This window comes from Pseudomonas sp. LB1P83 (assembly GCF_054897885.1).
This window is the reverse complement of sequence record NZ_CM142709.1, coordinates 5109222-5136069: the sequence shown is the minus strand read 5'-3', so window position 1 is coordinate 5136069 and position 26848 is coordinate 5109222. Positions and strand designations below refer to the sequence as shown.

The window sequence follows — 26848 nt, the reverse complement described above, 5'->3', positions numbered from 1 at the left end:
GCTTCGCGGGCAAGCCTCGCTCCTACAGAGGCGTGTCGCTCAACATAACGACGCACTCTGTAGGAGCGAGGCTTGCCCGCGAAGGCATTCTCAAGGCTGACTACAACAACGGCTCATCCGCCTTCTTGTGCTTCCAGCTGTCATTGCCCGGCAGCAGCAGATTCAGCCCGATCGCCACCACCGCGCACAGCGCGATGCCTTTGAGGCCGAAGTCGTCCGGGCCAGTCCCGGTGCCGACCAGCACACCGCCTATCCCGAACACCAGCGTCACCGACACAATCACCAGATTGCGCGCTTCGCCCAGGTCGATCTTGTGGCGAATCAGCGTGTTCATCCCCACCGCGGCAATCGAACCAAACAACAGGCACAGAATCCCGCCCATCACTGGCACAGGAATGCTTTGCAGCAGCGCGCCGAACTTGCCGACGAACGCCAGGCTGATGGCGAAAATTGCCGCCCAGGTCATGATTTTCGGGTTGTAGTTCTTGGTCAGCATCACCGCGCCCGTCACTTCGGCGTACGTGGTGTTGGGCGGACCGCCGAACAGGCCCGCCGCGGTGGTGGCAATGCCATCGCCGAGCAGGGTGCGGTGCAGGCCGGGTTTCTTCAGGTAATCGCGGCCGGTCACGCTGCCGACGGCGATCACGCCGCCGATATGCTCGATGGCCGGCGCCAGGGCCACCGGAACGATGAACAGAATCGCCTGCCAGTTGAACTCCGGTGCGGTGAAGTGCGGAATCGCGAACCACGGTGCCGCGGCAATCTTCGCGGTGTCGACGACACCGAAGTAGAACGCCATGGCAAAACCGACCAGCACGCCGGAAATGATCGGCACCAGGCGGAAAATGCCTTTACCGAACACCGCGACGATCAGGGTGGTGAGCAGCGCCGGCATCGAGATCAGCATGGCGGTCTGGTAATGAATCAGCTCGGTGCCGTCGCCCGCCTTGCCCATCGCCATGTTGGCGGCAATCGGTGCCATGGCCAGGCCGATCGAGATGATCACCGGACCAATCACCACCGGTGGCAGCAGGCGGTCGATGAAACCGGTGCCTTTGATCTTCACGGCCAGGCCTAAGAAGGTGTAGACGAAGCCCGCCGCCATCACGCCGCCCATGGTCGCTGCGAGACCGAACTGGCCCTTGGCGAGAATGATCGGGGTGATGAAGGCAAAGCTCGACGCCAGGAACACCGGCACCTGACGCCCGGTGACGATCTGGAACAGAATCGTCCCCAGGCCTGCGGTGAACAGCGCCACGTTCGGGTCGAGGCCGGTAATCAGCGGCATCAACACCAGGGCGCCGAAGGCCACGAACAGCATCTGTGCGCCAGACAGTACCGTGCGCCAGAGCGGATCGTTGAACTCTTGCTGCATGCTCAAGCGTCCTTCTGCTTGGTGCCGAAGATCTTGTCACCGGCATCGCCCAGGCCCGGGATGATGTAACCGTGTTCGTTGAGTTTTTCGTCAATGGAGGCGGTGTAGATCATCACGTCGGGGTGCGCTTTTCCTACCGCTGCGATGCCTTCCGGCGCGGCAACCAGCACCATGGCGCGGATGTCGCGGCATCCGGCCTTTTTCAGCAGGTCGATGGTCGCGACCATGGAGCTGCCGGTGGCGAGCATCGGGTCGATGATCATCGCCAGGCGTTCGTCGATTTCCGGAACCAGTTTTTCCAGGTAAGTGTGAGCTTGCAGGGTCTGTTCGTTGCGGGCCACGCCGACGGCGCTGACTTTGGCGCCCGGGATCAGGCTCAGCACGCCTTCGAGCATGCCGATACCGGCGCGCAGGATCGGCACCACGGTGATTTTCTTGCCGGCGATTTTCTCCACCGACACCGTGCCGCACCAGCCTTCGATGTCGTAGGATTCCAGCGGCAGGTCTTTGGTGGCTTCATAGGTCAGCAGGGCACCGACTTCCTGAGCGAGCTCACGGAAATTCTTCGTGCTAATGTCGGCGCGGCGCATCAGGCCGAGTTTATGACGGATCAGCGGATGGCGGATCTCGAGGATGGGCATGGGAAAGGCTCCGGCGGCGGGCAAAAAAACCGGCCTAGATTAATCTATCCGAGGGTGTTGTCCTATAGACAATAGAGTACGTTAGTCCACAAACGCTTGATCTGGCCTCGCTTGATGCGTACCTTTGCCCGCTTTTCCTGAACCGTCCCTCCCTTTCAAACCCCCTGGAGAGCGCCATGTCCGCTGATCTCGAGCATATCCGTCAAATCATGCGAGAGGCTGACTGCCTGTACACCGAAGCTGAAGTTGAGGCGGCCATCGCCCGCGTCGGTGCACACATCAACGAACAGATGGCAGACACTAACCCTGTGGTGTTCTGTGTGATGAACGGCGGGCTGATTTTCGCCGGAAAGCTGCTCACCCATCTGCAATTCCCGCTGGAAGCGTCCTATTTGCACGCTACCCGTTATCGCAACGAAACCAGCGGTGGCGACCTGTTCTGGAAAGCCAAGCCCGAAGTGTCGTTCATCGACCGCGACGTGCTGATCATCGACGACATCCTCGACGAAGGTCACACCCTGGGCGCGATCATCGACTTCTGCAAACACGCCGGCGCGCGCAAAGTGCACACCGCCGTGCTGATCGACAAGGACCACGACCGCAAGGCTCGCCCGGACCTCAAAGCCGATTTCGTCGGCCTGCCGTGCATCGACCGTTACATCTTCGGTTACGGCATGGACTACAAAGGCTACTGGCGTAACGCCAACGGGATTTTTGCTGTTAAAGGAATGTGATCATTGGCCACGCCGAGCTTTCTTGATCAAACGCTGTTCACTGAATTGGCCGAGAAAGCTGCGGCCAATCCGCGCGGGCGCCACCATCACAACTTCCATCAGATGGAAGAGCCGTGCCATCGCATGGCCGTGGGCTTGCAGCCGAGTACGTACATTCCCCCTCATCGGCACTTGGGCGATAACAAGGCCGAAACCTTGTTGGTCCTCAAAGGCCGGCTCGGTTTGCTGATCTTCGATGAGTCCGGCGTGGTCGTGAAGAAGCAAATCCTCGTGGCGGGTGGTGACTGTGTCGGCGTGGACCTGCCAACCGGTGTGTTCCATGGCCTGGTAGTCCTGGAAGCCGACAGCCTGATGTTCGAGTGCAAGGCCGGTCCTTATCGTCCGGTCGGCGAGAGTGAGCTGGCGCACTGGGCTCCACGCGAAGGCGAGCCGGGTGTGGCCGAGTATCAGGCGTGGATGCGCGCGCAGTTTGATTGATCTTCGCCCTTTGTAGGAGCGAGGCTTGCCCGCGAAGGCGTCGTGTCAGTCAAAACAGTTATCGCCTGACACACCGCCTTCGCGGGCAAGTCGGATCGCCGCACCGCTCGCTCCTACAGGGAATGTGAACAGCCATGCTAGAGTGCTCGGCCCCGCCCTCCGGAGCCCGTCATGAGCCTTTTGATCCGCAGCTGCGCCGCCCTGTTGCTGACCCTCAGCCTGCCTCTGGCGGCCGCCCCGGCGCCGATGCACGCGCAGTTCCTGCCGCCTGACGACCTGACCCTGCGTGATGCGGAGCCCGAGCAGCAACAACTGTTGCAGGTTACCGAGTATTCGGTGGTGGTCGGCAGCCAGCGTCAGTCCAATCAACAGCCTATTCCGGTCACTTCACCGTTACTGATCCGCCTCAAGGGCAAATCCTTGAACAAGGGCGCGACCATCAATCAGGTGCTGGTCAACTTCGATGGCGAAAGCAAAAGCCTGAAGAAGCCGATCTACGACGAAAAGAGCAAGACCCTGACGCTGTTTTACCCGATGGCGCAGTACCGGGTGGTGATCGACTTGTTGCGCAATGACACGGTGTATTGCCAGTTCCTCAGCTACGCCAACGGCCATATCTGGGCCGATCTGCACACCGGGGCTGTTCGTCCGCGTTGAGCCTTGTGCCCGGGCAGGGGTAAACTGCCCGCCCCGTGAAATGTCTGCGAGCTGGAGTCGGCAATGCGTAAAGATAAGAAACAAGTGATTGGTGACGAGATCGGCGATGAGCAGATCAAGTTGTTTCTCGATTTCGAGCCGGTCGACGCCACTTCGCCGTCCCTGCACAAATTGATCAAGGCCTACCGTGGCCTGCGCATCGATGACTTCGAGCGTTTTCTGACGTTCTTCGTCGAAGCCGGCCTGGACCTGGATGGCAAGGATGAACACGGCAATGACTTCGTCGCCCTGATCAAGGATCAGCGCAATGCGGCCGACTACATCGAGTTGATCGCCAAGGCGCGCGGTTAATCTCGAAAGTAAAGATCAAGAGATCGCAGCCTCGTTTCACTCGACAGCTCCTACAGGTATGCGCAATTACTTGTAGGAGCTGTCGAGTGAAACGAGGCTGCGATCTTTCAAAGGCACAAAAAAACGCCCCGCTCTCAACGAGAACGGGGCGTTTTTTATGCAGCCGAATCAAGCGTAGCTTTCGGTCTCGTTACTGGCTTCAACCAGTTCCAGCGCGACGTTGTTGTGCGCATTGATCTTGCGATACAGCGCAGCGTCGGTTTCCAGAACCTTTTCCCGAGCCGGGAAGATTTCCGCCAGCTTGGCTGCCCACTCACCGGACGCCTTGTTCGGGAAGCATTTTTCGATCAGTTCAAGCATGATCGAAACGGTCACCGACGCGCCTGGGGAGGCACCGAGCAGGGCGGCAAGGGAACCGTCCTTGGCCGCGACCAGCTCGGTACCGAACTGCAGAACGCCGCCCTTTTTCGGGTCTTTCTTGATGATCTGCACCCGTTGGCCAGCCACTTCCAGGCGCCAGTCTTCGGCTTTCGCTTCAGGGTAGAAACGACGCAGGGAATCGAGACGCTGTTCCATCGACTGCATCACTTCGCTGACCAGGTACTTGGTCAGGTCCATGTTGTTTTTTGCCACGGCCAGCATCGGGCCGATGTTGCCGGCGCGAACCGACATCGGCAGGTCCATAAAGGAGCCGTGCTTGAGGAACTTGGTGGTGAAACCGGCGTAAGGTCCGAACAGCAGGGACTTCTTGCCATCGACCACACGGGTGTCCAGGTGCGGCACCGACATCGGTGGCGAACCCACGGCTGCCTGGCTGTAAACCTTGGCCTGGTGGTGTTTGACCACTTCCGGGTTGTCGCAACGCAGCCACTGGCCACTGATCGGGAAGCCGCCGAAGCCTTTGCTTTCTTCGATGCCCGACGCCTGCAACAGCGGCAGTGCCGCGCCGCCTGCGCCGAGGAAGACGAACCTGGCGTCGACTTCACGGGAGTTGCCGCTGTTGACGTCCTTGATGCTGACGGTCCAGCCACTGCCGTTACGCTTGAGGCCGGTCACGCGCTTGCAATACTTGACCTGGGCATCGGGTGCGCTGGTCAGGTGCTTGAGCAGTTGGTTGGTCAGGGCGCCGAAGTTGACGTCGGTGCCGTTCATCACGCGTGTGGCTGCGACGACTTCGTCGGCGGGGCGGCCCGGCATCATCAACGGCATCCACTCGGCCATGGTGGCCTTGTCTTCGGTGTATTCCATGTCCGAAAACGCGTGGTGCTTGCTCAGGGTCTTGAAGCGTTCCTTGAGGAAGGAAACACCATCATTGCCTTGCACGAAGCTCAGGTGCGGCACCGGGCTGATGAACGTCTTGCACGAGCCGAAGGTGCCTTTTTTGGTGAGGTAGGACCAGAACTGCTTCGACACTTCAAACTGAGTGTTGATGTGCACGGCTTTCTTGATGTCGACGTTGCCGTCGGCGGCCTGCGGCGTGTAATTGAGCTCACACAGCCCGGCGTGACCGGTACCGGCATTGTTCCACGGGTTCGAACTCTCCGCGGCACCGGAATCCATCAGCTCGACGACTTCCAGCTTGATCGCGGGGTCGAGTTCTTTGAGCAGTACGGCAAGGGTGGCACTCATGATGCCGGCCCCAACCAGTACTACGTCGACTGCTTCGTTATGCGCCATTTAACGCGTCTCCAAAATCTGCAGCACCAAATTGTCGGCATGGCTGCCAGGCGTTCAGGGGCGTGTCAGTGATGCCCCAGGAACCCGTGGTCAGTGTCGCCATGTCCGAATCTTCGCAATTTTTCGCAACTTCGACGGATGCATGCGGCCGGGCCTAAAGAGTTACATGAACTCATCTCAGCGCGCGGCTGGCAATTCGACTTATGGTCGAGACATCCGTTTGTGCAACCAAATCCGTAGCGGACAGGCTTCAGGCTCCGGTGTTCGAGGAGTACTCGGTCCTGTGTCGTTGGGCTGTTTCAGACGCTAATGGTGCATGTTCAGACGCAAAACTATTCATTTGCTCGCCACACTCTTGTGAAGTTGTGAAAACCCGTTTTTTTCACGCTCTTTTGAAGACGTGAACCTCAAAAAAGGGCTGTCCCAGCCTGGCACTGTGCCCGGATGGATTGCCGTCATGGGGTACATGACAGGCAAAACGGGCAAACAGCTCAGTAACCGAGCGTAATGACAGCTCTGCAGATTCGCGAAAAGTGGGGTTTTTGCTCAAGGAACAGCAAGCGCGCCAGCTTCACTCGATCTGTGTGGGCGGCTCTCTGTGGGCGGTGCGGGGTGCCAATACCGAAGCATTGACGATGCTGCGAGGCCCGATCAGGAGACGTCCTTATAATCGGGGGGAGATTGTATCTAAGAAACGCAGGGAAATGGACGTGTTTAATGACTTTTATTAGGCGTCTGGTCAGGTGGTCAACAGATGTTGCACCCGTGCACGTGGCTGGCGCTGGCTGACACGGGCGCTCGGGGGCAGGGGATGGTGCAGCCAGTTGAGGCGGATTTCCTCGATTTCGACCCAGCCATCGCCCATCGGCTGGAGGCTGCACTGCTTGAACGCCTGGCAGTGGCCATTGCGGTCGAGCAGGGCGAAGCTGCGGTGCAACGGACGTGGCGCGAACAGCGAGATCAGATAACGCATGGGGAAGTACCTTGTGGGTGACCTGCTGTGAAGGTTGCCAGCGAGCCGTGACGTGAACGTGTATGGGCGATGACAGATGTGTGACACGAGGCGGTTTCTGATGGGTTTGTAGGAAATTACTTCAATCATTGCGCTGCCCTAGTTAGCGACAGTGGCGCACAGCTATACTGCGGGCCTGTTTGTGCCTGATTCTGGAGAGAAGAGCATGTTGCAACGCCTGTTGTTCGGTTTGATCACTGTGACCAGTTTGACCCTCGTCGGCTGCGCCCACAGCCCGCAACAACTGAACCCTGAACCCAAGCTGACGACTCAGCTGGCGCCGGTCGGCCATGGTCAGCCAGTGGTGGTGCGTGTGGTGGACGGTCGTCCGTCGCCAACCCTGGGCACCCGTGGTGGCTTGTACCCTGAGACCAGCGCAATCACCGTGCAGGGCGCGCAGGTCCTGCCGAAGTTGCAGGCTCAGGCCGAGGCGGCCGTGCGGCTGCTGGGCTTTACCCCGACGTCGAATGCGCTGAATGCTCCGCAGTTGACGGTGACCCTGGCCGAGCTGAAGTATCAGTCGCCCAAAGAAGGCATGTACGTGACCGAGGCGACCATTGGCGCGACGTTCCGCTCTGATGTGCAGAATGCCAACCGTCGTTACAGCGGTCGTTATGGCGCGTCCCTGGATCAGCGTTTTGGTATGGCGCCAAATCAGGAAACCAACACCAAGCTGGTCAGTGATGTGTTGAGCGATGCGTTGACGCGTCTGTTCAAGGACCCGACGATTGGTCAGATTCTCAGCGAGTAATGGTTCGCGAGATTCAAAAAAGCCCGGTGCCAGCAATGGCCCCGGGCTTTTTCATGCCTGCACCGCAGATCCTTTGTAGGAGCGAGGCTTGCCCGCGAAAGCAGTGTTTCAGGCGACTCTAATGTTGAATGTCAGACCGCCTTCGCGGGCAAGCCTCGCTCCTACAAGGGATCTGCGGTAGTCAGGCAGCTTGCGAATAAAAATCCAGCACACTCACCCCTGTCAGCAAATCCGTCTCCGGCAAATCCGCATGTTGATGCCCGCCCAACGCGCAATAAACCAGCCAGTGGCGGTCCTGAACGTTAAAGGCGAGGCTTCCTACGAGGTTTTGTTGTTCGTCGCTCTGCGCGATGAGGTAGAGGCGGTCCTGGTTTTCGGCGTGAAGCATGACGGTTTCCGTGTCGGTTTCGAGGGCGGCCAGACTGGCGTATTCAGATGACGGAGCCGTGACACAGGGCAGCATTCGGTCAGATGTTTCGTTATTTATCGGAAAGGCAGGGCAGGTGGACAGGCTTTCGGTAGAATCCGCGCCGCAGTCGTCGGTTCGGCGTCTGCCACACCTGTTTTGCCGAGGTCCGTGATGTCGTTGCATTTGATTTCGCTGTTCACCCACCATCCCGCCAAGTTGATCAACCTGCTGGCCTTGCTGTTGGCCTTCCCGGGCGGTTGGCTGCTGCACGCCACTCGTCGCCGCGAACAGCGCGCCATGGCCAGCCTGGTAGCACAGCGCCAGAGCCGCCCGAGCGAAGAGCCCACTCTGGATTGGGCGACCTTGCGTATGAACCGGTTCTTCTACCGTTTCGGTTTCGCCTGCCTGGGGTTGGCGTTGCTGGTGTCGTGGATCAGCACCCGGTTCTGACTGTGGCGAGGGGGCTTCTGTGGCGAGGGGATTTATCCCCGTTGGGCTGCGAAGCGGCCCCAAAATCTGCAACCACATTTTTTCAGACATACCGTGGGTACCGACTTTACGACTGCTGCGCAGCCGAACGGGGATAAATCCCCTCGCCACAGGGCGCCGTTGTTGTATCCAGTCAAAAACCTTACAGCGGCAATCCCGCTTTCACCCGGTACTGATTACGCACCGGCGTCGCATATTGCAGCACCATGAATGGACGATGTTCCTCAGGACAGGCTTCCAGTCGCCGTTGCCATTCTTCCTGCGCCTTGGCCAGTTCATCCGCCGCAAACACTTCGGCGGCTTTCGGCACCTGCAATTGCGGGTCGGCGTCCTTCCACTGCGCGTAGGCCAGGTAGTGCACCGGGAACAACCGGTAGCCGCCGAGGATCTGCCGGTCCATCTCGATCGCCAATTGCTTGGTGTCGTCGAACAGTTCGGTGATCGGCGCGGCGAAGTTCACATGCACCCGGCCCTTGTAGCCGGTGATGCCCTTGGCGATGCTGACGTCGTCCTCACCCGGGACTTTGGTGTAGCTGCCGGTGGTGGCGCGGATGAACAGCTCGCGAGCCTTGGCCTGGTCGCACGGGTCGTATTCGTAGCTGATCGACACCGGGCTGACGTTCAGCGAGCGGATGACTTCGCCGAACGGCTCGTCCTTGCGGCTCATGTGGAACATTTTCAGGATCGCCGACTCGGTGCGGTCGTCGCCGTCCTTGGCCCGGCCTTCGGCCTGGGCGATCCAGATAGAGGCGCAATCGTTGCGGATCGAGTGGTTGATGTAGGCCGACAGCAGCTGATACGCCGCCATCTTCTCGCGACGACCGGTGATCGAACGGTGCACGATAAAGCTCTTGTTCAGGCGCATCAAATCGCTGACGAAGGGCTTTTGCAGCAGGTTGTCGCCGATCGCGATGCGCGGTGTCGGCAAGCCGGCATGGTACACGGCGTAGTTGACGAAGGCCGGGTCCATCACGATGTCGCGGTGGTTGGCGATGAACAGGTACGCACTGCCGGACTTGAACTGCTCGACGCCGGTGTACGTCACACCGTCCGTGGCCCGTTCGATGGTGTGGTCGACATACATCTCGACTTTGTCCTGCAACGTGGCCACCGATGTGACGCCGGCGAACTCACGGCGCAGCCGATGAGCTATAAGAGGTTTGAGCGCCCAGCCGAAAGCTCCGGCAAAACGCGGGAAGCGGAAGTGGATGAGGATGTCTAGAAACGCCTTGTCGCCGAGCAGCCTGTCCAGCACCGCTGGGACTTCGCTATCGTCGTACGGTCGGATGGCATCGAATTCGCCCATCATGCTCTCTTGTTAGAAACGGCTAGGGTAAGTAAAGGTTTTGCTCGAAAACCAACGGGGCACGGTCTGAAAAGGTAGCCAGACAAAAATAGCCCTGCAAATAGACCGGCGATTATACGCACAAGTCACTTGGGAGACCGCGATGCTGGAAACTGCGCTGTATGAATGTCCGTATTGTGGTGAAGAGGTTGAGACGACCGTGGATCTGTCCGGGGGCGATCAGACCTATATCGAGGACTGCCAGGTGTGCTGTCGCCCGATAACGTTTGTGTTGCAGGTTGACGGAGCGGAATGGCATCTCGAAGTGTTCAGCGAAAACGAGTGAGGGGCGTCTATGCAGCGAATCTACGAGCCGGAAAACCTGATGGAAGGCGAGTTGCTGCAAGGCATGCTGGCCAGCGAGGGCATCGAAGCGCATCTGGTGGGGCGCGATTTGCTCGGCGGGACCGGCGAATTGCCGGTCTATGGCCTGCTGGGCTTGTCGGTGGATAACGACCAGGCCGAATACGCCCGCGAGCTGATCACCGCGTACAATGCCGCGCTGCCACTGCCCGGTGATGAACCAGACAGTTTTCCCGGCACGCTGGTCTGTTAGGCTGGCGTTCGTTTTATTGAGAGTCGTGTTGCCCCATGTGTGGACGTTATGCCCTGTTTCGCTGGAACCCTGCCTTCGCGGCCCTGCCTGGCTTCCCTGCCGATCAGCAGGCCCAGTGGAATATTTCCCCTAACGATTCGGTGCTGATGCTGCGTGCAGGCACAGACGGTCAGCGTGAGTTGGCGCGGGCGCGTTGGGGTTTGACGCCGCCGTGGCTGACCGATCTGTCCCGTACCCCGGCCCATGCCCGGGCCGAAACCGTTGCCGAACAACCGATGTTTCGCCAGGCCCTGCGCGAACGCCGTTGCCTGCTGCCGGCCAACGGCTTTTACGAATGGCGTGGCACCACCCGCAAGCGGCCGTACTGGCTGACGCCGGGGGAAGGTTCGACATTGTTTTTCGCGGCAATCTGGGAAGCGTATCCGGTGCAGGAGCAGGTGTGGTTGAGCACGGCAGTGATCACCCAGCCGGCGGCGAGTCAGCGTCGACCGTTGATTCTGGATGCGGCGGGGCAGGAGACGTGGCTGAATCCTGAAACACCTTTGCATGCGTTGCAGGCGTTGCTCGCCAGTGAGCCCGCCGCATTGCGCGAGCGGGTGTTGGCGAATCTGGTGAATGATCCGAAGCTGAACGGGCCAGAGTGTTTGACCCCCGGCTGATGGTTGCCTGGGCTGACGCCTTCGCGGGCAAGCCTCGCTCCTACAGGGGGATCACTTAACCCGTAGGAGCGAGGCTTGCCCGCGAAGAGGCCCTCGGATCAAACCTTGAACTGATTGATCAACCGCCGCTGCTGTTCAGCCAGCTTGGTCAAATCCGCACTCGCCGCACTCGATTCATCCGCCCCGCCAGCCACTTCATTGGCCACTTGCCCAATGTTGATCACGTTCCTGTTGATGTCATCCGCCACCGCACTCTGTTCCTCCGCCGCGCTGGCAATCTGCGTGTTCATGTCATTGATCACCGACACTGCCTGAGTAATTGTCTCCAAGGCCTCGGCCGCTTTCGCCGCATGCTGCACGCTTTCGTCTGTACGGTTCTGGCTGTCTTCCATTACCCGCACCACATCGCGGGTGCCTTGTTGCAACTGCTGGATCATGGTCTGGATTTCTTCCGTGGCCTTCTGGGTTTTCTGCGCCAGGTTGCGCACCTCATCGGCCACCACCGCAAAACCACGGCCCTGTTCGCCAGCGCGGGCGGCTTCAATGGCCGCGTTCAAGGCCAGCAGATTGGTTTGTTCGGCGATCCCGCGAATGGCGGTCAGGATCGCGTTGATGTTCTCACTGTCCTTGGCCAGGGTCTGGACCACGCCGACAGCCTTGCCGATTTCCACCGCCAGCACGCCAATCGAGTTCGACGTGTCGCGCACGATCTGCATGCCTTGGGCCGCTGCCTGATCGGCATGGCTGGCGGCTTGCGCGGCCTGGGTCGCGTTGCGTGCCACGTCTTGCGCGGTAGCGGTCATTTCATGCACGGCGGTGGCCACTTGATCGATCTCGGCCATTTGTTTCTGCACACCGATGTTGGTGCGGATGGCAATGTCGGCGGTGTGTTCAGACGAATCACTGACGCTCTGCACCGACGTCACCACCTGGGTGATCATCGCCTGCAACTTGGCCAGGAAGGTGTTGAAGCCTTTGGCGATCGAGCCCAGTTCGTCGGCGCGGTCGCTGGTCAGGCGGCGCGTCAGGTCGCCTTCACCTTTGGCAATATCGTCGAGCATGGCGACCATTTGCTTCAGTGGGCGGGCAATGCCGTGGCCCACCAGCCAGATCACCAGCAAACCGATGCCCGCGATCAACAAACCGACCATGGCCATGCCGAAGGTGTCGGACTTGCGCTGGGCGTCCAGGTCGCCCTGAAGTTTTTGCAGGTCGGCCATCACTGCGTTCAATGGCAGCTGCAGCATGAGGGTCCAGCGCGCATCGGTCTGGCCGATGCCAAACGGCAGGTACAACTCGATCCGGCCCTGGGTCTTGTCGACGGTGTAAGTCACTTCGCCGCGCTTGAGGTTGGCCATGTTGGCGATCTGTTTGCTGTCGAGGATGTCGCTGACCTTCTCACCGAATTTGCTCGGGTCTTTGGTGTAGGCAACGATCCGGCCGTTACCGCCGATCAGCGCCATTTCCCCTGCGCCGCTGTACAGTTTCTGATTCGCGCCCAGCAACATTTCCTGGATGAAGTTCACCGACAGGTCGGCACCGACGATGCCCTGAAACGCGCCGTTGAGCATGATCGGTTCAATAAAGGAGGCGAGCATGACGATCTTGTCGCCGACCTTGTAGGGCGCCGGATCGATCACGCAGGATTTTTTGGTTTCTTTCGAGCACAGGTAGTACTCGCTGGCGCGGACCCCGGTGGACAGGGTTTTCTGGTCGTCGACGTCCACCAGTTTGTCCAGGCCCAGGGTGCCGTCCTCGTTGCGGAACCACCACGGCAGAAAGCGCCCGTTGCTGGCGTCGATGCCGACCACTTTTGTGTCGACGTAGGCTGCGTCGTTGTGGTCGAGCGCGTCTTTTTCCCAGCCTATATAAATGCCGAGAATCTTCGGGTTCCTGGCCACGTTTTCCTTGATCAGGCTGATCAACTGCTCACGGCTCAGGCTCAGCTGCGGCTGGCCATCGGCGCCCGGTGTGCCGATCAGCGCGTTGACCCGCACCAGGCCGCCGGCGATCAGCAGCGGCGCTTCGAGTTCGCGCTGGATCTGGCTGACTTGGGTTTGCGCCAGAGAGGTCAGGCGTTGCTCGATCACTTGCTCGAATTGCGCCTGGGTCCGCTCCTGGACCATGTCTTGCGTCCGGGCACCGGAAAACAGTGCGTACAGCACCAGCGCGGCGACTACGCTAAGAACGATGGCGCCGGCGAGGGCTGCCACGGAAAACTGGATCGACTTGAATTTCATGGGTGCTCCGCACGCAAGAGGACGTCTGCGGAGGTGTATCGGCAGAGCCTGCGCGGGGCATGAGCGGTGAAGGGGCAAATGGCTGTTTTGGACGGTTCGATGTCGCTATCAGACAGGTGCCGAACCTTTGTGCAGTCAGGCAGTCAGTGCTGTATGAATCTTTTGCTACGACCGTCTCTCGATCGGGTGGCGGATTAAAGGGAGTGTCTTGATGAACAAGTCTCTGGTTGCGTGCGTGTTGGGCTCGGCGCTGTTGCTCAACGGCTGTGAGACCGTGAACACTACCAGTGCCGGTGAAGTCGGTGTCGTACGCCAGCAAAAGATGTTTACGTTGCTGTCGAGTGAGCAGGTCAACCAAGCGTATGCGCAGGACTACCAGCAGACGTTGGGCGATGCCAGCAACAAAAACATCCTCGATAAAACCAGTGCTGACGCCAAGCGTGTTCAGATGGTTGCCGATCGTCTGATTGCTCAGGCGCCAATGTTTCGCCCTGATTCTGCGCAATGGAAGTGGGAGGTCAACCTGATCAAGAGCGATGATCTCAACGCCAACTGCGGTCCTGGCGGCAAAATCATTGTCTACACCGGGTTGATCGACAAACTGCAACTGACCGATGACGAACTGGCGGCAGTGATGGGCCACGAAATCGCCCACGCCCTGCGCGAGCACGGCCGTGAAGCGCTGTCCAAGGCCTATCCCGTGGCTTTTGCGCAGCAAATTGCCGTAGCGGCCGGGGCGCCAGTGCAGCTCGTGGAGGTGGGAAGTAACGGCGTGAACCTGTTGATGACATTGCCCAACAGCCGCACCAATGAAAACGAAGCCGACCTGATCGGTCTGGAACTGGCGGCTCGCGCCGGTTACAACCCGAATGCCGCGCTGACCTTGTGGGACAAGATGAGCAAGGCTTCTGAAGGAGCTCCACCGGAATTTCTTAGTACGCACCCGTCTTCGAGCAGCCGGACATCGGCGTTGCAGGCAGCGATTCCGAAGGTGATGCCGTTGTATGAAAAAGCGCCGAAGTCCTGAAAGTAGGCATTGACGCCACTGACGCCTTCGCGGGCAAGCCACGCTCCCACACGTTTTGTGTTGTACACAAATTATGTAATTGACCAAAAACCTGTGGGAGCGGGCTTGCCCGCGATGAACGATTACGCGGTCTACCAACCTAGCGCGTCAAACCCACCCGCTGCTCTGCATCGCCTTGTACACCGCCACAATCGCCAGGACAAAAAACGCCGACGCCGCCAGGCGACGGATCAGGGTGAGCGGCAATTTGTCCGCCGCAAAGTTACCCGCCAACACCACGGGCACGTTGGCAATCAACATCCCGGCGGTGGTGCCGATGATCACCAGCCACAGCTCCGGGTATTGCGCGGCGAGCATCACCGTGGCGACCTGGGTTTTGTCGCCCATTTCGGCAAGAAAGAATGCAATCAGCGTGGTCAGGAACGGCCCGAATTTGCGGGCGGTGCTGGCTTCGTCGTCGTCCATCTTGTCCGGCACCAGGGTCCACAACGCGGTCGCGGCGAAGCTCGCTGCGAGGATCCAGTGCAACACTGCATCCGAGAAGAAACTCCCGAACCAGGCACCTACCGCGCCGGCTGCCGCGTGGTTGGCCAGGGTCGCGGCGACGATGCCGGCGATGATCGGCCAGGGTTTGCGAAAGCGCGCAGCGAGAATGAGCGCGAGCAGTTGCGTCTTGTCGCCGATTTCGGCCAAGGCAACGATTGCGGTGGGAACGAGCAGAGAGTCCAGCATCAGGGGTTTTCCTAAGGGGCGGGTCGACACGGCTATGACACGTACAGCCTTCCCGCCCCGGGTAAGGTGTTCGTGTCATAGGTCTTGTCAAACCCTGCGATCCGTCTGATGCGGACGCTTGGGTCGCATACGCCATGGTCTGTTGACCAAGTATGTTGACGTATGCCGGACGAGCATGGCGCTCGTGGGAGACTACTCCCCTAGGACGGAGCGGATTCTGCCTAGGCGAATCCGATTGGGCAAGCAGAAAGTTTTATCCACGCTTGGCCCGGTAGATCCTGAAACCTTGTCCTTCAGCCTTGATCGCGCACACGCCCAGATGCTCTTCGATCAGCGGTTGATACTTCAGGAAGCTGTTCGCAACCAGGCGCAGTTCGCCGCCGTTTTTCAGATGTTTAGCCGCTTTTCGCAGCAAGTTCTCGGTGGCGAAGTAATCGGTATGGACGCCGACATGGAACGGTGGATTGCTCAGGATTGCACTCAGGCCCATCGGTGCCGCATCGATGCCGTCGCCGGTAATCACATCGGCTTCCAGACCGTTGGCGGCAAGCGTCAGGCGACTGCTGGCGGCAGCGAATGCGTCGACGTCGAGCAAGGTGACCTGATTGTGCGGATAACGACGCTTCACCGCGGCGCCCAACACGCCCGCGCCGCAACCGAAGTCGAGCAAGTGGCCGCTCGGCAACTTGTCCAGATGCTCCAGAAGCAGCGCGCTGCCACGATCCAGCCGACCGTGACTGAATACGCCCGGTAGGCTGATGACTTTCAGCGGACCTTCGGCCAGCGGCAATTCATACGTCTGGGCCAGGCTTTCCAGCGACTTGGCTTCTGGCGCGTTGGCCACGGTGACCAGCCAGAGTTGGCAATGCCGCGCGCTGTCGAGCTTGCGTGGCTTGCCGAACGGGTTCAGTTGCTTGGCCGCGCCTTCGATGCCGCTGCGTTTTTCACCCACCAGGTACAACTCTCGACCGGCCAGGCGCGAGGCGAGGGCGTTGAGGATGTAGTCGGTCAGGTCCTTGGACTTGGGTAAAAACACCACGGCTGTCTCGAACTCACGCTCGGGCGCGTTCACACCAAAATGGCTGCGCTCGGTAAAACGCGCGTCCAGCGCCGCTTGATCGCCGGCGTGCCAGCACCAGCCGTGGGCATCGGGCAGTCGGCCCAGCAAATCGTCGGCGGGCAAACCGGCCAGCAGCACCGAACCCTGGAATAACTCGGCCTGACGAAGCAGTACTTCACTGCGCGGATCCATAACTGCTCCTGTGAAAAAAAGTGCCGCAGTCTATCAACTGACGACCCGCAGCGCTTTACCGCTGAAGTAGCCCAGCGCGTTTTCGGTCAATTGACCGACGATCCGCTGCCGCGCCTCACGACTGCCCCAGGCGTTGTGCGGTGTGACGATCAGCCGTGGGATGTCGTGGGCCAGCAAGGGATTGCCGGCAGTCGGTGGCTCGACGCTCAGCACATCGGTGGCCGCGCCGCCCAGATGACCGTTGCGCAAGGCATCGGCCAACGCCTGTTCATCGATCAAGCCGCCGCGCGCGGTGTTGACCACGAAAGCACCTGCTTTCATCGAGGCCAGTTCTCGGGCACCGATGAAGTGCCGGGTGTGTTCGTTGAGTGGGCAATGCAGGGTGAGGGCGTCGATTTGCGGCAGCAGTTCATCCAGCGGCAAGCGATCCGACCGGGCAGGGCGCCCCGGAATCTGGCCCAGCAGCACGCGCATACCGAACGCTTCGGCCAGCCGCGCGACTGCGCCACCCAATTCGCCATGGCCGAGCAGGCCGAGGGTTTTGCCCTCGAGTTCGACAATCGGGTAATCCAGCAGGCAGAACTGTTTCGCCTGCTGCCAGCGGCCTTCACCGACGGCTTTCTGATAATCGGCCAGGCGCGTGGCCAGGTTGAGCAGCAACATGATCGTGTGCTGCGCCACCGACGGCGTGCCGTAACCCTGACAGTTGCAGACAGTGATGCCGTGGACGCGAGCGGCCGCGAGGTCGACGTTGTTGGTGCCGGTGGCGGTGATCAAAATCAGCGTCAGGTCCGGGCTGGCGGCGATGGCGGCCGCATCGATCAGGATTTTGTTGCTGATGGCCACGGTGGCGCCCTTGAGGCGTTCGATCACCTGATCCGGCGCGGTTTGTGCGAACAGCTGCAAGTCGTCGAAGCAGTCGCGCAACGGGCTGAGGTCGAGATCGCCCAAGTCCAGCGACGGATGGTCGAGGAAAACGGCGCGGCGAGAGTTCGTCATCAACTGTACCTTTTGTGCAGTGAACTGAAGGCGTAATCTGCCGAGCCTACCAGATGAAACAAATGGTTACGCAGTGCCAAGCTGGACACTGGCCCTGTAGGAGTGAGCCTGCTCGCGATGACGGAGTGTCAGGCGACATTTGTGTCGCCTGATAGACCGCTATCGCGAGCAGGCTCACTCCTACAGGGGATGGCGTTACCTAGTGTGTTTCATTTCGACCGATCTGCCCCAGAGGAGCCCCCATGTACTGGACAGAGTTCTTGACCGTTGCCCTGATTCACTTGCTCGCCGTCGCCAGCCCCGGCCCGGATTTCGCCGTGGTGGTGCGTGAGAGCGTGACTCACGGCCGTCGCGCCGGGACCTGGACCGCGCTGGGCGTCGGTACGGCGATTTTCCTGCACGTCGGTTATTCGCTGCTCGGCATCGGCTTGATCGTGTCGCAGTCGATCGTGCTGTTCAACGCCTTGAAATGGGCGGCTGCCGCTTACTTGCTGTACATCGGCTACAAGGCCTTGCGCGCGCAACCGGCCAACCCGGTTGCCGACGATCTGCACAAAGAAGCCGGCGAACGCACACCTCGCGGAGCCTTTACCTCAGGTTTCGTGACCAACGGCCTGAACCCGAAAGCCACGCTGTTCTTCCTGTCGTTGTTCACCGTGGTGATCAACCCGCACACGCCGCTGGCGGTGCAGGCTGGCTACGGGATCTATCTCGCGGCGGCGACGGCCGTGTGGTTCTGCCTGGTGGCAAGATTGTTCAGCCAGCAACGCGTGCGCGCCGGTTTCGCCCGGATGGGTCATTGGTTCGACCGGACCATGGGCGTGGTACTGATCGCCATCGGCGTGAAACTCGCCTTCACCGAGATGCATTGATCACACGCGCAACCGTTGTTGCTGTGTAGGAGCAGCCTCGTTTCACTCGACAGCTCCTACATGTTCGGGTTGCCAGTGAATGCTGGCGCAAAGCTAGCATTTGTACGGCTCTGCAAATCATTCCTTTGGCTGATTTGGTCGGCGTATAAGGGTTCTAGAGTGGTTACCTCTAAAAGCCAACACCGTGCAGTCAGAAAAGGGATTCTTATGTTGCAGACTCGCGTTATCCCCCCAGCCGAAGGCGCTTACCAGTATCCGCTGCTGATCAAACGGCTGCTGATGTCCGGCGCTCGTTACGAGAAAACCCGCGAGATCATTTACCGCGACCAGTTGCGCTACAGCTATCCGACCCTGATCGAGCGGGTTGCGCGGCTGGCCAATGTGCTCACGGAAGCCGGGGTCAAGGCCGGCGATACCGTGGCGGTGATGGACTGGGATAGCCATCGGTATCTGGAATGCATGTTTGCCATCCCGATGATCGGTGCGGTGATTCACACCATCAACGTGCGCTTGTCTCCGGAGCAGATCCTCTACACCATGAACCACGCCGAGGACCGCTTCGTGCTGGTCAACAGCGAGTTCGTCGGGCTGTACCAGGCGATTGCCGGGCACCTGACCACGGTCGAGAAAACCCTGCTGCTGACTGATCTACCGGAAAAAACCGCTGACTTGCCGAACCTGGTCGGCGAGTACGAGCAGTTGCTGGCAGCCGCGAGCACGCAATACGACTTCCAGGATTTCGACGAAAACTCGGTCGCGACCACGTTCTACACCACGGGCACCACCGGTAACCCTAAAGGTGTGTACTTCACCCATCGGCAACTGGTGCTGCACACCATGGGCGTGTCGACCATCATGGGCGCTATCGACAGCGTGCGCCTGCTGGGCACCAACGACGTGTACATGCCGATCACGCCGATGTTCCACGTGCATGCCTGGGGCTTGCCGTATGTGGCGACCATGCTTGGGCTCAAGCAGGTTTATCCCGGTCGTTACGACCCGGAATACCTGGTGGAGCTGTGGCGCAAGGAGAAGGTCACCTTTTCCCACTGCGTGCCGACCATTCTGCAAATGATCCTTAACTCCAAAGCCGCGCAAACTACTGACTTTGGTGGCTGGAAAATTGTGATCGGCGGCAGTGCGTTGAACCGCACGTTGTACGAAGCCGCCAAGGCCAATGGCATTCAGCTGACCGCCGCTTACGGCATGTCGGAAACCGGACCGCTGATCTCGTGCGCGCACCTCAACGACGAGTTGATGGCCGGCACCGAAGACGAACGCACCACGTATCGCATCAAGGCTGGCGTACCGGGGCCTTTGGTGGAGGCAGCGATCGTCGATACCGATGGCAACTTCCTGCCCGCCGATGGCGAGACTCAGGGCGAACTGGTGCTGCGTGCGCCGTGGCTCACCGAGGGCTACTTCAACGAGCCGCAGAAGGGCGCCGAGCTCTGGGCCGGGGGCTGGCTGCACACCGGCGACGTGGCGACGCTGGACAGCATGGGCGTGATCGACATACGCGATCGCATCAAAGACGTGATCAAGACCGGCGGGGAGTGGATCTCCTCCCTGGACCTCGAAGATTTGATCAGTCGCCACGTGGCGGTACGCGAAGTAGCAGTGGTGGGCATCGCCGATCCACAATGGGGCGAGCGCCCGTTTGCGCTGCTGGTGATCCGCGAAGGGCATGAGATCGGGGCTAAAGAGCTCAAGGAACACCTCAAGCCATTCGTGGAATTGGGGCACCTGAGCAAGTGGGCGATCCCGAGTCAGATCGCCCTTGTTACTGAAATTCCCAAGACCAGTGTTGGCAAGCTCGACAAGAAGCGTATCCGCCTCGACATCACTGAATGGCAGGCCAACAACAGCACCTTCCTTTCGACGCTTTAAGCGTCTTCTGGCGTGCCCAAAAGGGCACGCCAGCCCCACCAAGCAAGCGCTTGGCTTGTGAAATCCGAATTTTCAGCCATCCTTGCGGTGCCGACATGCGTCGGACTGGCGAAAGGACTGTTCCAGAGTGGCCGGCAGGTGCAAATCACACTTTAGAGGGATCAAGCTCTACTACCTGCTGGCTATAGTCCGCTCAAGGATTTTTAAGAACGGAGCAAACGCACAAAACGGGGCGATGCAATTTTGGAGTGACTTCGGGACGCCTTGGCTCCCCGTCACCCACAACGTTTTTAGAAGTGCTAACTGCCATAACAATAATGCACATGGAGTAGCGTCGATGACATCAGTAAACCAGTTCTGGCGCCGGGCGAAATTGCCCCTGGCGGTCAGTCTCGCCTCTTCGCTCGCCGGGCCTGCATTCGGCGTCAGTTTCAACGTTGGTGAAATCGAAGGTCAGTTCGATTCATCCTTGTCGATCGGTGCCAGTTGGTCGACCGAGAGCGCCAACAAGAACCTCATCGGCGTCAACAACGGTGGCCGCGGCCTCTCCCAGACCTCCGATGACGGTCACTTGAACTTCGAGAGCGGTAAAACCTTCTCGAAGATCTTCAAGGGCATCCATGACCTTGAATTGAAATACGGCGACACTGGCGTTTTCGTCCGTGGCAAATACTGGTACGACTTCGAACTCAAGGACGAAAGCCGTCCTTTCAAGGACATCAGCGACAGCAACCGCAAGGAAGGCGCCAAGTCCTCCGGCGGCCAGATCCTCGACGCTTTCGTCTACCACAACTACTCCGTTGCCGATCAGCCGGGCTCCGTGCGTCTGGGCAAGCAAGTCGTCAGCTGGGGTGAAAGTACCTTCATCGGCAGCGGCATCAACTCGATCAACCCGATCGACGTTTCCGCGTTCCGTCGCCCAGGTGCCGAGGTCAAAGAAGGCCTGATTCCGGTCAACATGTTCTACGTCTCGCAGAGCCTCACCGATACGCTCTCGGCCGAAGCCTTCTACCAGCTGGAATGGGACCAGACCGTCGTCGACAACTGCGGCACGTTCTTCTCCCAGCCCGACATCATTGCCGACGGTTGCGACAACAACCTGCGCGTGCTGAACAAGCGTTCGACCCTTCCTGCCGCGGCACTGGGCCCATTGACCGCTCTTGGCGTCGACGTCAACAACGAAGGTGTTCTGGTGCGTCGTGGCCCGGATCGCGATGCGCGAGACAGCGGCCAGTGGGGCGCGTCCCTCAAATACATGTTCGAGCCGCTGGACACCGAGTTCGGTGCCTACTTCATGAACTACCACAGCCGTGCGCCGATCTTCAGCGCAACCGGTGCCCCGGCATCGACCTATGCCCGGGTGGCGGCTTTGCCAGCGTCGCTGCGTGCTCTGGCGCCACTGGTTGTCGCGGGTAACTCGAACTACTTCGTCGAGTATCCGGAAGACATCCGCCTGTACGGCTTGAGCTTCTCCACCACCCTGCCTACCGGTACGGCGTGGAGCGGTGAAGTCAGCTACCGTCCGAACGCACCGGTGCAACTCAACTCCACCGACATTCTGTTTGCCGGTGTACGTCCTTTGGGCGGCGCGCTGACCAACGCTTCGTTGCTCACCGGCGTACCGGGTCAGGACTTGCACGGCTATCGCCGCAAAGAAGTCACCCAGTTCCAGACCACCCTGACGCACTTCTTCGATCAGGTCATGGGCGCCAGCCGTCTGACCCTGGTGGGCGAAGTAGGCGTGACCCATGTCGGTGGCCTGGAAAGCACCTCCGACGTCCGTTATGGCCGTGATCCGGTCTACGGCCCTGGTGAACTGCCTGCCACCGGCGGTGCCAACACCTGCTCGGCAATCCTCAACACCAGCACCATCAACGGTGCCGGCCCGGGTACTGCGACCAACAACCGCAGCCGCAACTGCAACGATGAAGGTTTCACCACGTCCACTTCGTGGGGTTATCGCGGTCGTGCCATCTGGGAATACAACGACGTGTTCGCCGGTGTGAACCTCAAGCCGAACGTGGCCTGGTCCCATGACGTTGAAGGTTACTCGCCAGGCCCTGGCGGCAACTTCGAGGAAGGTCGCAAAGCAGTGAGCCTGGGTGTCGATGCCGAGTACCAGAACACCTACACCGCGAGCCTGGCGTACACCAACTTCTTCGACGGCAAGTACACCACCGTGGATGACCGCGACTTCGTTGCGCTCAGCTTCGGCGTGAACTTCTAAGCACTGATTATCAGGACGAACACACCTATGAAAATAACCAAGAGTCTGTTCCAAGTCGGTGTTCTGGGGCTTTCGCTGCTGGCGACCGGCGTGATGGCGGCGGTCCCTGCAGCCGAAGCGGACAAACTGGGCAAGAGCCTGACCCCGATGGGCGCCGAAATGGCCGGCAACGCCGACGGTTCGATCCCGGCCTGGAAGCCGATGGCGAAAAACGCCGGCACCGTTGACGGCAAAGGCTTCCTGTCTGACCCGTTTGCCAGTGAAAAGCCGCTGTTCACCATCACGGCGCAGAACGTTGACCAGTACAAGGACAAACTCGCTCCGGGCCAGTACGCGATGTTCAAGCGCTACCCGGAAACCTTCAAGATGCCGGTTTACCCGTCCCATCGCGGCGCGACCGTGCCGGACGCAGTGTTTGCCTCGATCAAGAAAAACGCCACCAGCACTAACCTGGTGTCCGGCGGCAACGGTCTGGAGAACTTCGAAACAGCCGTGCCGTTCCCGATTCCGAAGACCGGCGTTGAAGTCATCTGGAACCACATCACCCGCTATCGCGGTGGCAGCGTGACCCGTCTGGTGACCCAGGCTACGCCGCAGCCGAACGGCTCGTACAGCCTGGTGTATTTCCAGGACCAGTTCGTGTTCCGCGACAAGATGAAGGATTACGATCCGGCGAACCCGGGCAACATCCTGTTCTACTTCAAGCAGAAAGTGACCGCGCCGGCACGTCTGGCCGGTGGTGTGCTGCTGGTGCACGAAACCCTCGATCAGGTTAAGGAGCCGCGTTCGGCGTGGGTCTACAACGCCGGTCAACGTCGTGTGCGTCGTGCGCCACAAGTGTCCTATGACGGGCCGGGTACTGCGGCGGATGGCCTGCGGACCTCCGACAACCTGGACATGTACAACGGCGCGCCGGATCGCTACGACTGGAAACTCGAAGGCAAGAAAGAGATGTACATTGCCTCCGACAGCTACAAGCTCGACTCGCCTCAACTCAAGTACGACGACATCATCAAGGCCGGTCACATCAACCAGGACCTGGCTCGCTACGAGCTGCGCCGGGTCTGGCATGTGGTCGCCACCCTGAAGGAAGGTCAGCGTCACATCTACGCCAAACGTGACTTCTACATCGACGAAGACACTTGGCAAGCTGCGGTGATCGATCACTACGACGGCCGCAATCAACTGTGGCGTGTGGCGGAAGCTCACTCCCAGAACTACTACAACGTTCAAGTGCCTTGGTACACCCTGGAAACCTTGTACGACCTGCAATCGGGCCGTTACCTGGCGCTGGGCATGAAGAACGAAGAGAAGTCGGCTTATGACTTCGGCTTCACCGCGACCACCAGCGATTTCACACCCGCTGCACTGCGTCAGGACGGGGTTCGTTAACCTGCACTGAACAGAGGCCGCACCCTCGAAAAACGCCCCGACTGGTTCGGGGCGTTTTTTTTGCCTGGCCATCCATGCATCCGTAGGAGCGAAGCTTGCTCGCGAAGGCGTCCGTATCTACATCGCATGTTTTCAGATACACCGCGTCATCCCCGATCGCGGGCAAGCCTCGCTCCTACATTCTTTTTGTAGCCATTTGTAGCAATAACCTTCATTCCCTCTTCGTTTACCGATAGTCTGCGGACATCTGCAACGCCGCCACCCGCAATTCAAACAAGAGCCGGCCATGACTGATCTGTTCCCACTCCTGGGCCCTGCAAGCGTTGCCGTCGCGGCACTGGACGGGCGCTTTTTTCGGCCCCCTTTGCCCGACGGCCATGTGCTGCGGCCTCGTCTATGCGAGCGCCTGAGTGCCGGCCTCGGTGGCAGGCTGTTGCTGGTCAGCGCACCCGCCGGCTTCGGCAAGAGCTCATTGGCGGTGGAGTTCTGCCAAGGGCTGCCGGCCCATTGGCACAGTCTGTGGCTGGGGTTGAGTCCTCGAGACAGCGATCCGGGGCGTTTCCTCGAACGGTTGCTGGAAGGTCTTCAGGATTACTTTCCGAAGCTCGGCAGCAAGGCCTTGGGCCTGCTGAAAATGCGTCAACGCCATCAGCCATTCGCCTTTGAAGAATGGCTCGACGGTTTGCTTGATGAGCTGGCCATCCACCTTTCGCCGATGACGCCTTTGCTGCTGGTGCTGGATGACTATCATCTGGCCCAAGGCCCGGTGCTCGATCGCTGCCTGCAGTTTTTCCTCAATCATTTACCCGATGGCTTGCTGGTCATGGTGACCAGTCGACAGCGTCCGGACTGGCACCTGGCGCGTTTGCGCCTGTCGCGGCAACTGCTCGAATTGCATGAGCAGGACCTTCGCCTGACCCACGATGAAGCCCTCACGTTGCTTGATCGACACAGCACCTCCTTGCGTGGCGAGGCCTTGGAAAGCCTGATCCAGCGCAGTGAAGGCTGGGTCGCCGGTCTGCGTTTCTGGTTGCTGGCGGCCTCTGAGGCGGGCACCGACGGTGCGTTGCCGCAGTCCTTGCATGGCGGGGAAGGGTTGATTCGCGATTACCTGCTCGAAGAAGTCATCGATTGCCTGCCCGCCGAAGTGCAGTCATTCCTTTACGACACCGCGCCTCAGGAACGTTTTTGCAGCGAGCTCTGCGATGCGGTTCGCGAGGCCCATGACAGTGCCGAAATTCTGCGTTTCCTTCAGGCGCACCAGGTGTTCCTGGTGCCGCTTGACGAGCACGGCCACTGGTATCGCTATCACCACCTGTTTTCCGACCTGCTGCGAACCCGGCCCACCGCTCAGTCGATAGTGCCGGCCGCTAGCCTGCATCTGCGCGCCTGTCGCTGGTTCAATGCTCAGGGGTTGCTCGACGAGGCGGTGGAGCAGGCGTTGCGCGCCGGGCACCTGGACGTTGCGGCGAACCTGGTGCAAAACCTCTCTGAAGAACAACTGCTCGCCGAACAGAACGTCGGCATGCTGCTGCGCTGGAAAATGGACTTGCCCGACAGCCTGCTGATCAGCACGCCGCGGCTGATCGTGCTTTACAGCTGGGCCTTGGGGCTGGCCTGTCAGCTGGACGCTGCCGAGGAGCTGGCGGCCCACTTGAGCCGCTTCCTGCCAGCCCCGTCGGCCACCGCGCAGAAATCCATGCTGGCGCAATGGCTGGCGCTGAGCGGCATCATCGCCCGGGGCCGAGGTAATCGCGCGCTCACGCAACTGTACTGCGCCGAAGCGCTGGAGAGCCTGCCGGCCAAGCGCTACGGGCAACGGCTGATGTGTCTGTCGACCTTGTCCAACCTGGCGATTGCCGATGGCGACATGTGGCGCGCACGCAGCTTGAACCGCGAATCGCTGGAGTTGGCGCAGCGGGTCGGCAACCCACTGTTCGAAGCGCTGGCCCATTACGACCGCGCGCGAGTGCTGCAAGCGCGGGGGGAAATCATGCGCTCGCTGCAAGAAGTCCGCCAGGGCCTGCAACGGCTGCAAGGGTTATCACCGCAACGGCTTTACGCCGTGCGCGCGCGCCTGACCTTGTACGAGGGCTTTTTGCTGGCCGTGCGCTTGCAACCGCAAGCCGCACGGGCGCGTTTACAAGCCGGGTTGAGTGAGGCCCGAGCCTGTCGCGATATCAGCGTTTTGATTGGCCATTGTGTGATCGCCCGGCTTGAGGGCAGCAGCGGCGAGTTCGCCAAAGCCTTCGCCGAACTCGCTGAAGCTGAACGCCTGATGCACATCTGGGATGTGCCGCCGATTTACTATCTGGCGATGATCACCCTGGTCAAATGCGAACTCTGGCTGGCTCAGGGGCGTACCGATCTGGCCGAAGCCTGGCTGGCGCGACTGGGCCAGACCTACAACGGCGACCACGCAGCAGCGCCGCCGGAATTCCATCCACAGCTGCCGCTGCATATCGAATTGCAGCAAGCCTTGCTGGAGGTGATTCAGGGGCAACCGATGCTGGCCGAGGGGCGTTTGAACGCGTTGCTTGAGCATGGGCAGCAAACCGGCAGGCAGATGCTCAGCGTGATGGCGTTGACTCAGAAAGTGACGTTGTTGCTGGGGGGCGGGCGCGAACCCGAGGCCCGCAAAACGTTGGCTCAAGCCCTGGAGGCGGCGGCCGGTGGTGTGCTGCAACCGTTTGACGGGTTGTTGGCTGAACATCCGGACTGGCTGCGTAACCAACTTCAACTCGGTGTGCCGACCCCCGTTTCATTGAGCCTTTCGGAAAAACTTCCGGCAGTGACAGCCCGTCCCGCAACAGAGTCATCCGCGGCGGCGGAACAACTCAGTGCGCGGGAAATGGCCGTCCTGCGACTGATCGCCCAGGGCTGTTCGAATCAGGAAATCAGCGATCAACTGTTTATTTCGCTGCACACGGTGAAAACTCATGCCAGCCATATCAACAGCAAGCTGGGCGTCGAACGGCGTACACAGGCGGTCGCTCGGGCGAAGGCGTTGGGCGTGTTGGGCTAGCTGAAGATAAAGCGACCTCACCACAGCAAAACACCCCGAACCAGTCGGGGCGTTTTGTT

25 protein-coding genes and 1 riboswitch are annotated in these 26848 nt (G+C 60.0%); of the genes, 15 read left to right on the top strand and 10 right to left on the bottom strand.

The features are described from left to right. Window positions 1-100: 100 nt before the first annotated feature. Window positions 101-1375 carry a uracil-xanthine permease family protein gene (locus ACYZTY_RS23465; protein ID WP_131059474.1) on the bottom strand — a complete coding sequence of 425 codons (1275 nt, stop codon included), beginning with the start codon at window positions 1373-1375 and terminating at the stop codon, window positions 101-103. Between the two features lie 2 nt (window positions 1376-1377). Beyond that, entirely contained in the window at window positions 1378-2016 is a 639-nt protein-coding gene (gene upp / locus ACYZTY_RS23460; protein WP_461955678.1) for a uracil phosphoribosyltransferase, read from the bottom strand. 176 nt (window positions 2017-2192) lie between these two features. Here upp and ACYZTY_RS23455 point away from each other — a divergent pair, with 176 nt between their 5' ends. The 4 genes from ACYZTY_RS23455 (at window position 2193) to ACYZTY_RS23440 (ending at window position 4235) form a co-directional block, all read left to right on the top strand. Then, window positions 2193-2750 (top strand): hypoxanthine-guanine phosphoribosyltransferase, encoded by a 558-nt coding sequence (locus tag ACYZTY_RS23455; RefSeq protein WP_008025895.1) that lies wholly within the window; start codon window positions 2193-2195, stop codon window positions 2748-2750. 3 nt (window positions 2751-2753) lie between these two features. Further along, complete coding sequence (locus ACYZTY_RS23450) at window positions 2754-3227, top strand: WbuC family cupin fold metalloprotein (protein WP_461955677.1); 474 nt, start codon at window positions 2754-2756, stop codon at window positions 3225-3227. 171 nt (window positions 3228-3398) lie between these two features. Continuing rightward, on the top strand, window positions 3399-3884 hold the full coding sequence (locus tag ACYZTY_RS23445) for a hypothetical protein (RefSeq protein WP_461955676.1): 486 nt from the start codon (window positions 3399-3401) through the stop codon (window positions 3882-3884). 63 nt (window positions 3885-3947) lie between these two features. Then, window positions 3948-4235 (top strand): PA4642 family protein, encoded by a 288-nt coding sequence (locus tag ACYZTY_RS23440; RefSeq protein WP_027925977.1) that lies wholly within the window; start codon window positions 3948-3950, stop codon window positions 4233-4235. A gap of 168 nt (window positions 4236-4403) precedes the next feature. Here the strand turns inward: ACYZTY_RS23440 and mqo are convergent, their stop codons facing one another. Next, window positions 4404-5912, bottom strand: a complete 1509-nt coding sequence (mqo, locus tag ACYZTY_RS23435) for a malate dehydrogenase (quinone) (protein ID WP_461955675.1) — start codon at window positions 5910-5912, stop codon at window positions 4404-4406. Window positions 5913-6651: 739 nt separating this feature from the next. Beyond that, window positions 6652-6885, bottom strand: coding sequence for a hypothetical protein (locus ACYZTY_RS23430; protein ID WP_131059469.1), 234 nt, complete (start codon window positions 6883-6885; stop codon window positions 6652-6654). 205 nt (window positions 6886-7090) lie between these two features. On the opposite strand from ACYZTY_RS23430, the gene ACYZTY_RS23425 reads away from it, so the two are divergent. Continuing rightward, the gene (locus tag ACYZTY_RS23425; protein WP_461955674.1) at window positions 7091-7675 is read left to right on the top strand and encodes a YajG family lipoprotein; all 585 of its coding nucleotides are present in this window, start codon (window positions 7091-7093) and stop codon (window positions 7673-7675) included. 181 nt (window positions 7676-7856) lie between these two features. On the opposite strand, the gene ACYZTY_RS23420 is transcribed toward ACYZTY_RS23425, so the two are convergent. Then, on the bottom strand, window positions 7857-8063 hold the full coding sequence (locus ACYZTY_RS23420) for a hypothetical protein (protein WP_010458215.1): 207 nt from the start codon (window positions 8061-8063) through the stop codon (window positions 7857-7859). Window positions 8064-8255: 192 nt separating this feature from the next. Here ACYZTY_RS23420 and ACYZTY_RS23415 point away from each other — a divergent pair, with 192 nt between their 5' ends. After that, complete coding sequence (locus ACYZTY_RS23415) at window positions 8256-8534, top strand: hypothetical protein (RefSeq protein WP_461955673.1); 279 nt, start codon at window positions 8256-8258, stop codon at window positions 8532-8534. Between the two features lie 181 nt (window positions 8535-8715). On the opposite strand, the gene ACYZTY_RS23410 is transcribed toward ACYZTY_RS23415, so the two are convergent. Then, window positions 8716-9882 carry a 1-acyl-sn-glycerol-3-phosphate acyltransferase gene (locus ACYZTY_RS23410; RefSeq protein ID WP_461955672.1) on the bottom strand — a complete coding sequence of 389 codons (1167 nt, stop codon included), beginning with the start codon at window positions 9880-9882 and terminating at the stop codon, window positions 8716-8718. 139 nt (window positions 9883-10021) lie between these two features. Between ACYZTY_RS23410 and ACYZTY_RS23405 the strand changes: the two genes are divergently transcribed. Genes ACYZTY_RS23405 through ACYZTY_RS23395 form a run of 3 tightly spaced genes read left to right on the top strand, consistent with a single transcriptional unit; the run spans window position 10022 to window position 11133 of the window. After that, a complete protein-coding gene (locus ACYZTY_RS23405) occupies window positions 10022-10204 on the top strand; it encodes a CPXCG motif-containing cysteine-rich protein (RefSeq protein ID WP_461955671.1) in 183 nt (60 codons plus the stop codon). A 9-nt stretch (window positions 10205-10213) separates the two neighbouring features. After that, window positions 10214-10474 carry a putative signal transducing protein gene (locus ACYZTY_RS23400; protein WP_131059464.1) on the top strand — a complete coding sequence of 87 codons (261 nt, stop codon included), beginning with the start codon at window positions 10214-10216 and terminating at the stop codon, window positions 10472-10474. A 35-nt stretch (window positions 10475-10509) separates the two neighbouring features. After that, window positions 10510-11133, top strand: a complete 624-nt coding sequence (locus tag ACYZTY_RS23395; RefSeq protein WP_461955670.1) for an SOS response-associated peptidase — start codon at window positions 10510-10512, stop codon at window positions 11131-11133. Between the two features lie 98 nt (window positions 11134-11231). On the opposite strand, the gene ACYZTY_RS23390 is transcribed toward ACYZTY_RS23395, so the two are convergent. After that, entirely contained in the window at window positions 11232-13373 is a 2142-nt protein-coding gene (locus tag ACYZTY_RS23390; RefSeq protein ID WP_461955669.1) for a methyl-accepting chemotaxis protein, read from the bottom strand. Window positions 13374-13584: 211 nt separating this feature from the next. Here ACYZTY_RS23390 and ACYZTY_RS23385 point away from each other — a divergent pair, with 211 nt between their 5' ends. After that, a complete protein-coding gene (locus ACYZTY_RS23385; protein WP_461955668.1) occupies window positions 13585-14400 on the top strand; it encodes a M48 family metallopeptidase in 816 nt (271 codons plus the stop codon). 147 nt (window positions 14401-14547) lie between these two features. Here the strand turns inward: ACYZTY_RS23385 and ACYZTY_RS23380 are convergent, their stop codons facing one another. From ACYZTY_RS23380 to ACYZTY_RS23370, 3 genes are all read right to left on the bottom strand, one after another. Continuing rightward, window positions 14548-15132 (bottom strand): TMEM165/GDT1 family protein, encoded by a 585-nt coding sequence (locus ACYZTY_RS23380; protein WP_461955667.1) that lies wholly within the window; start codon window positions 15130-15132, stop codon window positions 14548-14550. Between the two features lie 89 nt (window positions 15133-15221). Further along, a riboswitch (yybP-ykoY riboswitch) is annotated at window positions 15222-15346 on the bottom strand. A gap of 39 nt (window positions 15347-15385) precedes the next feature. Beyond that, window positions 15386-16384 carry a methyltransferase gene (locus ACYZTY_RS23375; protein WP_461955666.1) on the bottom strand — a complete coding sequence of 333 codons (999 nt, stop codon included), beginning with the start codon at window positions 16382-16384 and terminating at the stop codon, window positions 15386-15388. 33 nt (window positions 16385-16417) lie between these two features. Then, window positions 16418-17383: a 2-hydroxyacid dehydrogenase gene (locus ACYZTY_RS23370; RefSeq protein ID WP_461955665.1), complete on the bottom strand. Its 966-nt coding sequence runs from the start codon at window positions 17381-17383 to the stop codon at window positions 16418-16420. A gap of 242 nt (window positions 17384-17625) precedes the next feature. On the opposite strand from ACYZTY_RS23370, the gene ACYZTY_RS23365 reads away from it, so the two are divergent. The 5 genes from ACYZTY_RS23365 to ACYZTY_RS23345 all read left to right on the top strand — a co-directional run bounded on the left by ACYZTY_RS23365 (window position 17626) and on the right by ACYZTY_RS23345 (window position 26789). Continuing rightward, window positions 17626-18255, top strand: a complete 630-nt coding sequence (locus tag ACYZTY_RS23365) for a LysE family translocator (RefSeq protein ID WP_461955664.1) — start codon at window positions 17626-17628, stop codon at window positions 18253-18255. A gap of 207 nt (window positions 18256-18462) precedes the next feature. Next, window positions 18463-20145, top strand: coding sequence for a fatty acid--CoA ligase (locus ACYZTY_RS23360; RefSeq protein ID WP_461955663.1), 1683 nt, complete (start codon window positions 18463-18465; stop codon window positions 20143-20145). 337 nt (window positions 20146-20482) lie between these two features. Beyond that, on the top strand, window positions 20483-22372 hold the full coding sequence (locus ACYZTY_RS23355; protein ID WP_461955662.1) for a DUF1302 domain-containing protein: 1890 nt from the start codon (window positions 20483-20485) through the stop codon (window positions 22370-22372). A gap of 27 nt (window positions 22373-22399) precedes the next feature. Continuing rightward, the gene (locus ACYZTY_RS23350) at window positions 22400-23764 is read left to right on the top strand and encodes a DUF1329 domain-containing protein (protein WP_461955661.1); all 1365 of its coding nucleotides are present in this window, start codon (window positions 22400-22402) and stop codon (window positions 23762-23764) included. A gap of 286 nt (window positions 23765-24050) precedes the next feature. Then, window positions 24051-26789: a LuxR C-terminal-related transcriptional regulator gene (locus ACYZTY_RS23345; protein WP_461955660.1), complete on the top strand. Its 2739-nt coding sequence runs from the start codon at window positions 24051-24053 to the stop codon at window positions 26787-26789. Window positions 26790-26848: the final 59 nt, after the last annotated feature.

What these genes read in the sequence shown, in the direction of transcription:
- ACYZTY_RS23465 (WP_131059474.1), bottom strand. Translation starts at nt 1,375, where the DNA reads ATGCAGCAAGAGTTCAACGATCCGCTCTGGCGCACGGTACTGTCTGGC.
- upp (WP_461955678.1), bottom strand. Translation starts at nt 2,016, where the DNA reads ATGCCCATCCTCGAGATCCGCCATCCGCTGATCCGTCATAAACTCGGC.
- ACYZTY_RS23455 (WP_008025895.1), top strand. Translation starts at nt 2,193, where the DNA reads ATGTCCGCTGATCTCGAGCATATCCGTCAAATCATGCGAGAGGCTGAC.
- ACYZTY_RS23445 (WP_461955676.1), top strand. Translation starts at nt 3,399, where the DNA reads ATGAGCCTTTTGATCCGCAGCTGCGCCGCCCTGTTGCTGACCCTCAGC.
- ACYZTY_RS23440 (WP_027925977.1), top strand. Translation starts at nt 3,948, where the DNA reads ATGCGTAAAGATAAGAAACAAGTGATTGGTGACGAGATCGGCGATGAG.
- mqo (WP_461955675.1), bottom strand. Translation starts at nt 5,912, where the DNA reads ATGGCGCATAACGAAGCAGTCGACGTAGTACTGGTTGGGGCCGGCATC.
- ACYZTY_RS23430 (WP_131059469.1), bottom strand. Translation starts at nt 6,885, where the DNA reads ATGCGTTATCTGATCTCGCTGTTCGCGCCACGTCCGTTGCACCGCAGC.
- ACYZTY_RS23425 (WP_461955674.1), top strand. Translation starts at nt 7,091, where the DNA reads ATGTTGCAACGCCTGTTGTTCGGTTTGATCACTGTGACCAGTTTGACC.
- ACYZTY_RS23420 (WP_010458215.1), bottom strand. Translation starts at nt 8,063, where the DNA reads ATGCTTCACGCCGAAAACCAGGACCGCCTCTACCTCATCGCGCAGAGC.
- ACYZTY_RS23415 (WP_461955673.1), top strand. Translation starts at nt 8,256, where the DNA reads ATGTCGTTGCATTTGATTTCGCTGTTCACCCACCATCCCGCCAAGTTG.
- ACYZTY_RS23410 (WP_461955672.1), bottom strand. Translation starts at nt 9,882, where the DNA reads ATGATGGGCGAATTCGATGCCATCCGACCGTACGACGATAGCGAAGTC.
- ACYZTY_RS23405 (WP_461955671.1), top strand. Translation starts at nt 10,022, where the DNA reads ATGCTGGAAACTGCGCTGTATGAATGTCCGTATTGTGGTGAAGAGGTT.
- ACYZTY_RS23400 (WP_131059464.1), top strand. Translation starts at nt 10,214, where the DNA reads ATGCAGCGAATCTACGAGCCGGAAAACCTGATGGAAGGCGAGTTGCTG.
- ACYZTY_RS23395 (WP_461955670.1), top strand. Translation starts at nt 10,510, where the DNA reads ATGTGTGGACGTTATGCCCTGTTTCGCTGGAACCCTGCCTTCGCGGCC.
- ACYZTY_RS23390 (WP_461955669.1), bottom strand. Translation starts at nt 13,373, where the DNA reads ATGAAATTCAAGTCGATCCAGTTTTCCGTGGCAGCCCTCGCCGGCGCC.
- ACYZTY_RS23385 (WP_461955668.1), top strand. Translation starts at nt 13,585, where the DNA reads ATGAACAAGTCTCTGGTTGCGTGCGTGTTGGGCTCGGCGCTGTTGCTC.
- ACYZTY_RS23380 (WP_461955667.1), bottom strand. Translation starts at nt 15,132, where the DNA reads ATGCTGGACTCTCTGCTCGTTCCCACCGCAATCGTTGCCTTGGCCGAA.
- ACYZTY_RS23375 (WP_461955666.1), bottom strand. Translation starts at nt 16,384, where the DNA reads ATGGATCCGCGCAGTGAAGTACTGCTTCGTCAGGCCGAGTTATTCCAG.
- ACYZTY_RS23370 (WP_461955665.1), bottom strand. Translation starts at nt 17,383, where the DNA reads ATGACGAACTCTCGCCGCGCCGTTTTCCTCGACCATCCGTCGCTGGAC.
- ACYZTY_RS23365 (WP_461955664.1), top strand. Translation starts at nt 17,626, where the DNA reads ATGTACTGGACAGAGTTCTTGACCGTTGCCCTGATTCACTTGCTCGCC.
- ACYZTY_RS23360 (WP_461955663.1), top strand. Translation starts at nt 18,463, where the DNA reads ATGTTGCAGACTCGCGTTATCCCCCCAGCCGAAGGCGCTTACCAGTAT.
- ACYZTY_RS23355 (WP_461955662.1), top strand. Translation starts at nt 20,483, where the DNA reads ATGACATCAGTAAACCAGTTCTGGCGCCGGGCGAAATTGCCCCTGGCG.
- ACYZTY_RS23350 (WP_461955661.1), top strand. Translation starts at nt 22,400, where the DNA reads ATGAAAATAACCAAGAGTCTGTTCCAAGTCGGTGTTCTGGGGCTTTCG.
- ACYZTY_RS23345 (WP_461955660.1), top strand. Translation starts at nt 24,051, where the DNA reads ATGACTGATCTGTTCCCACTCCTGGGCCCTGCAAGCGTTGCCGTCGCG.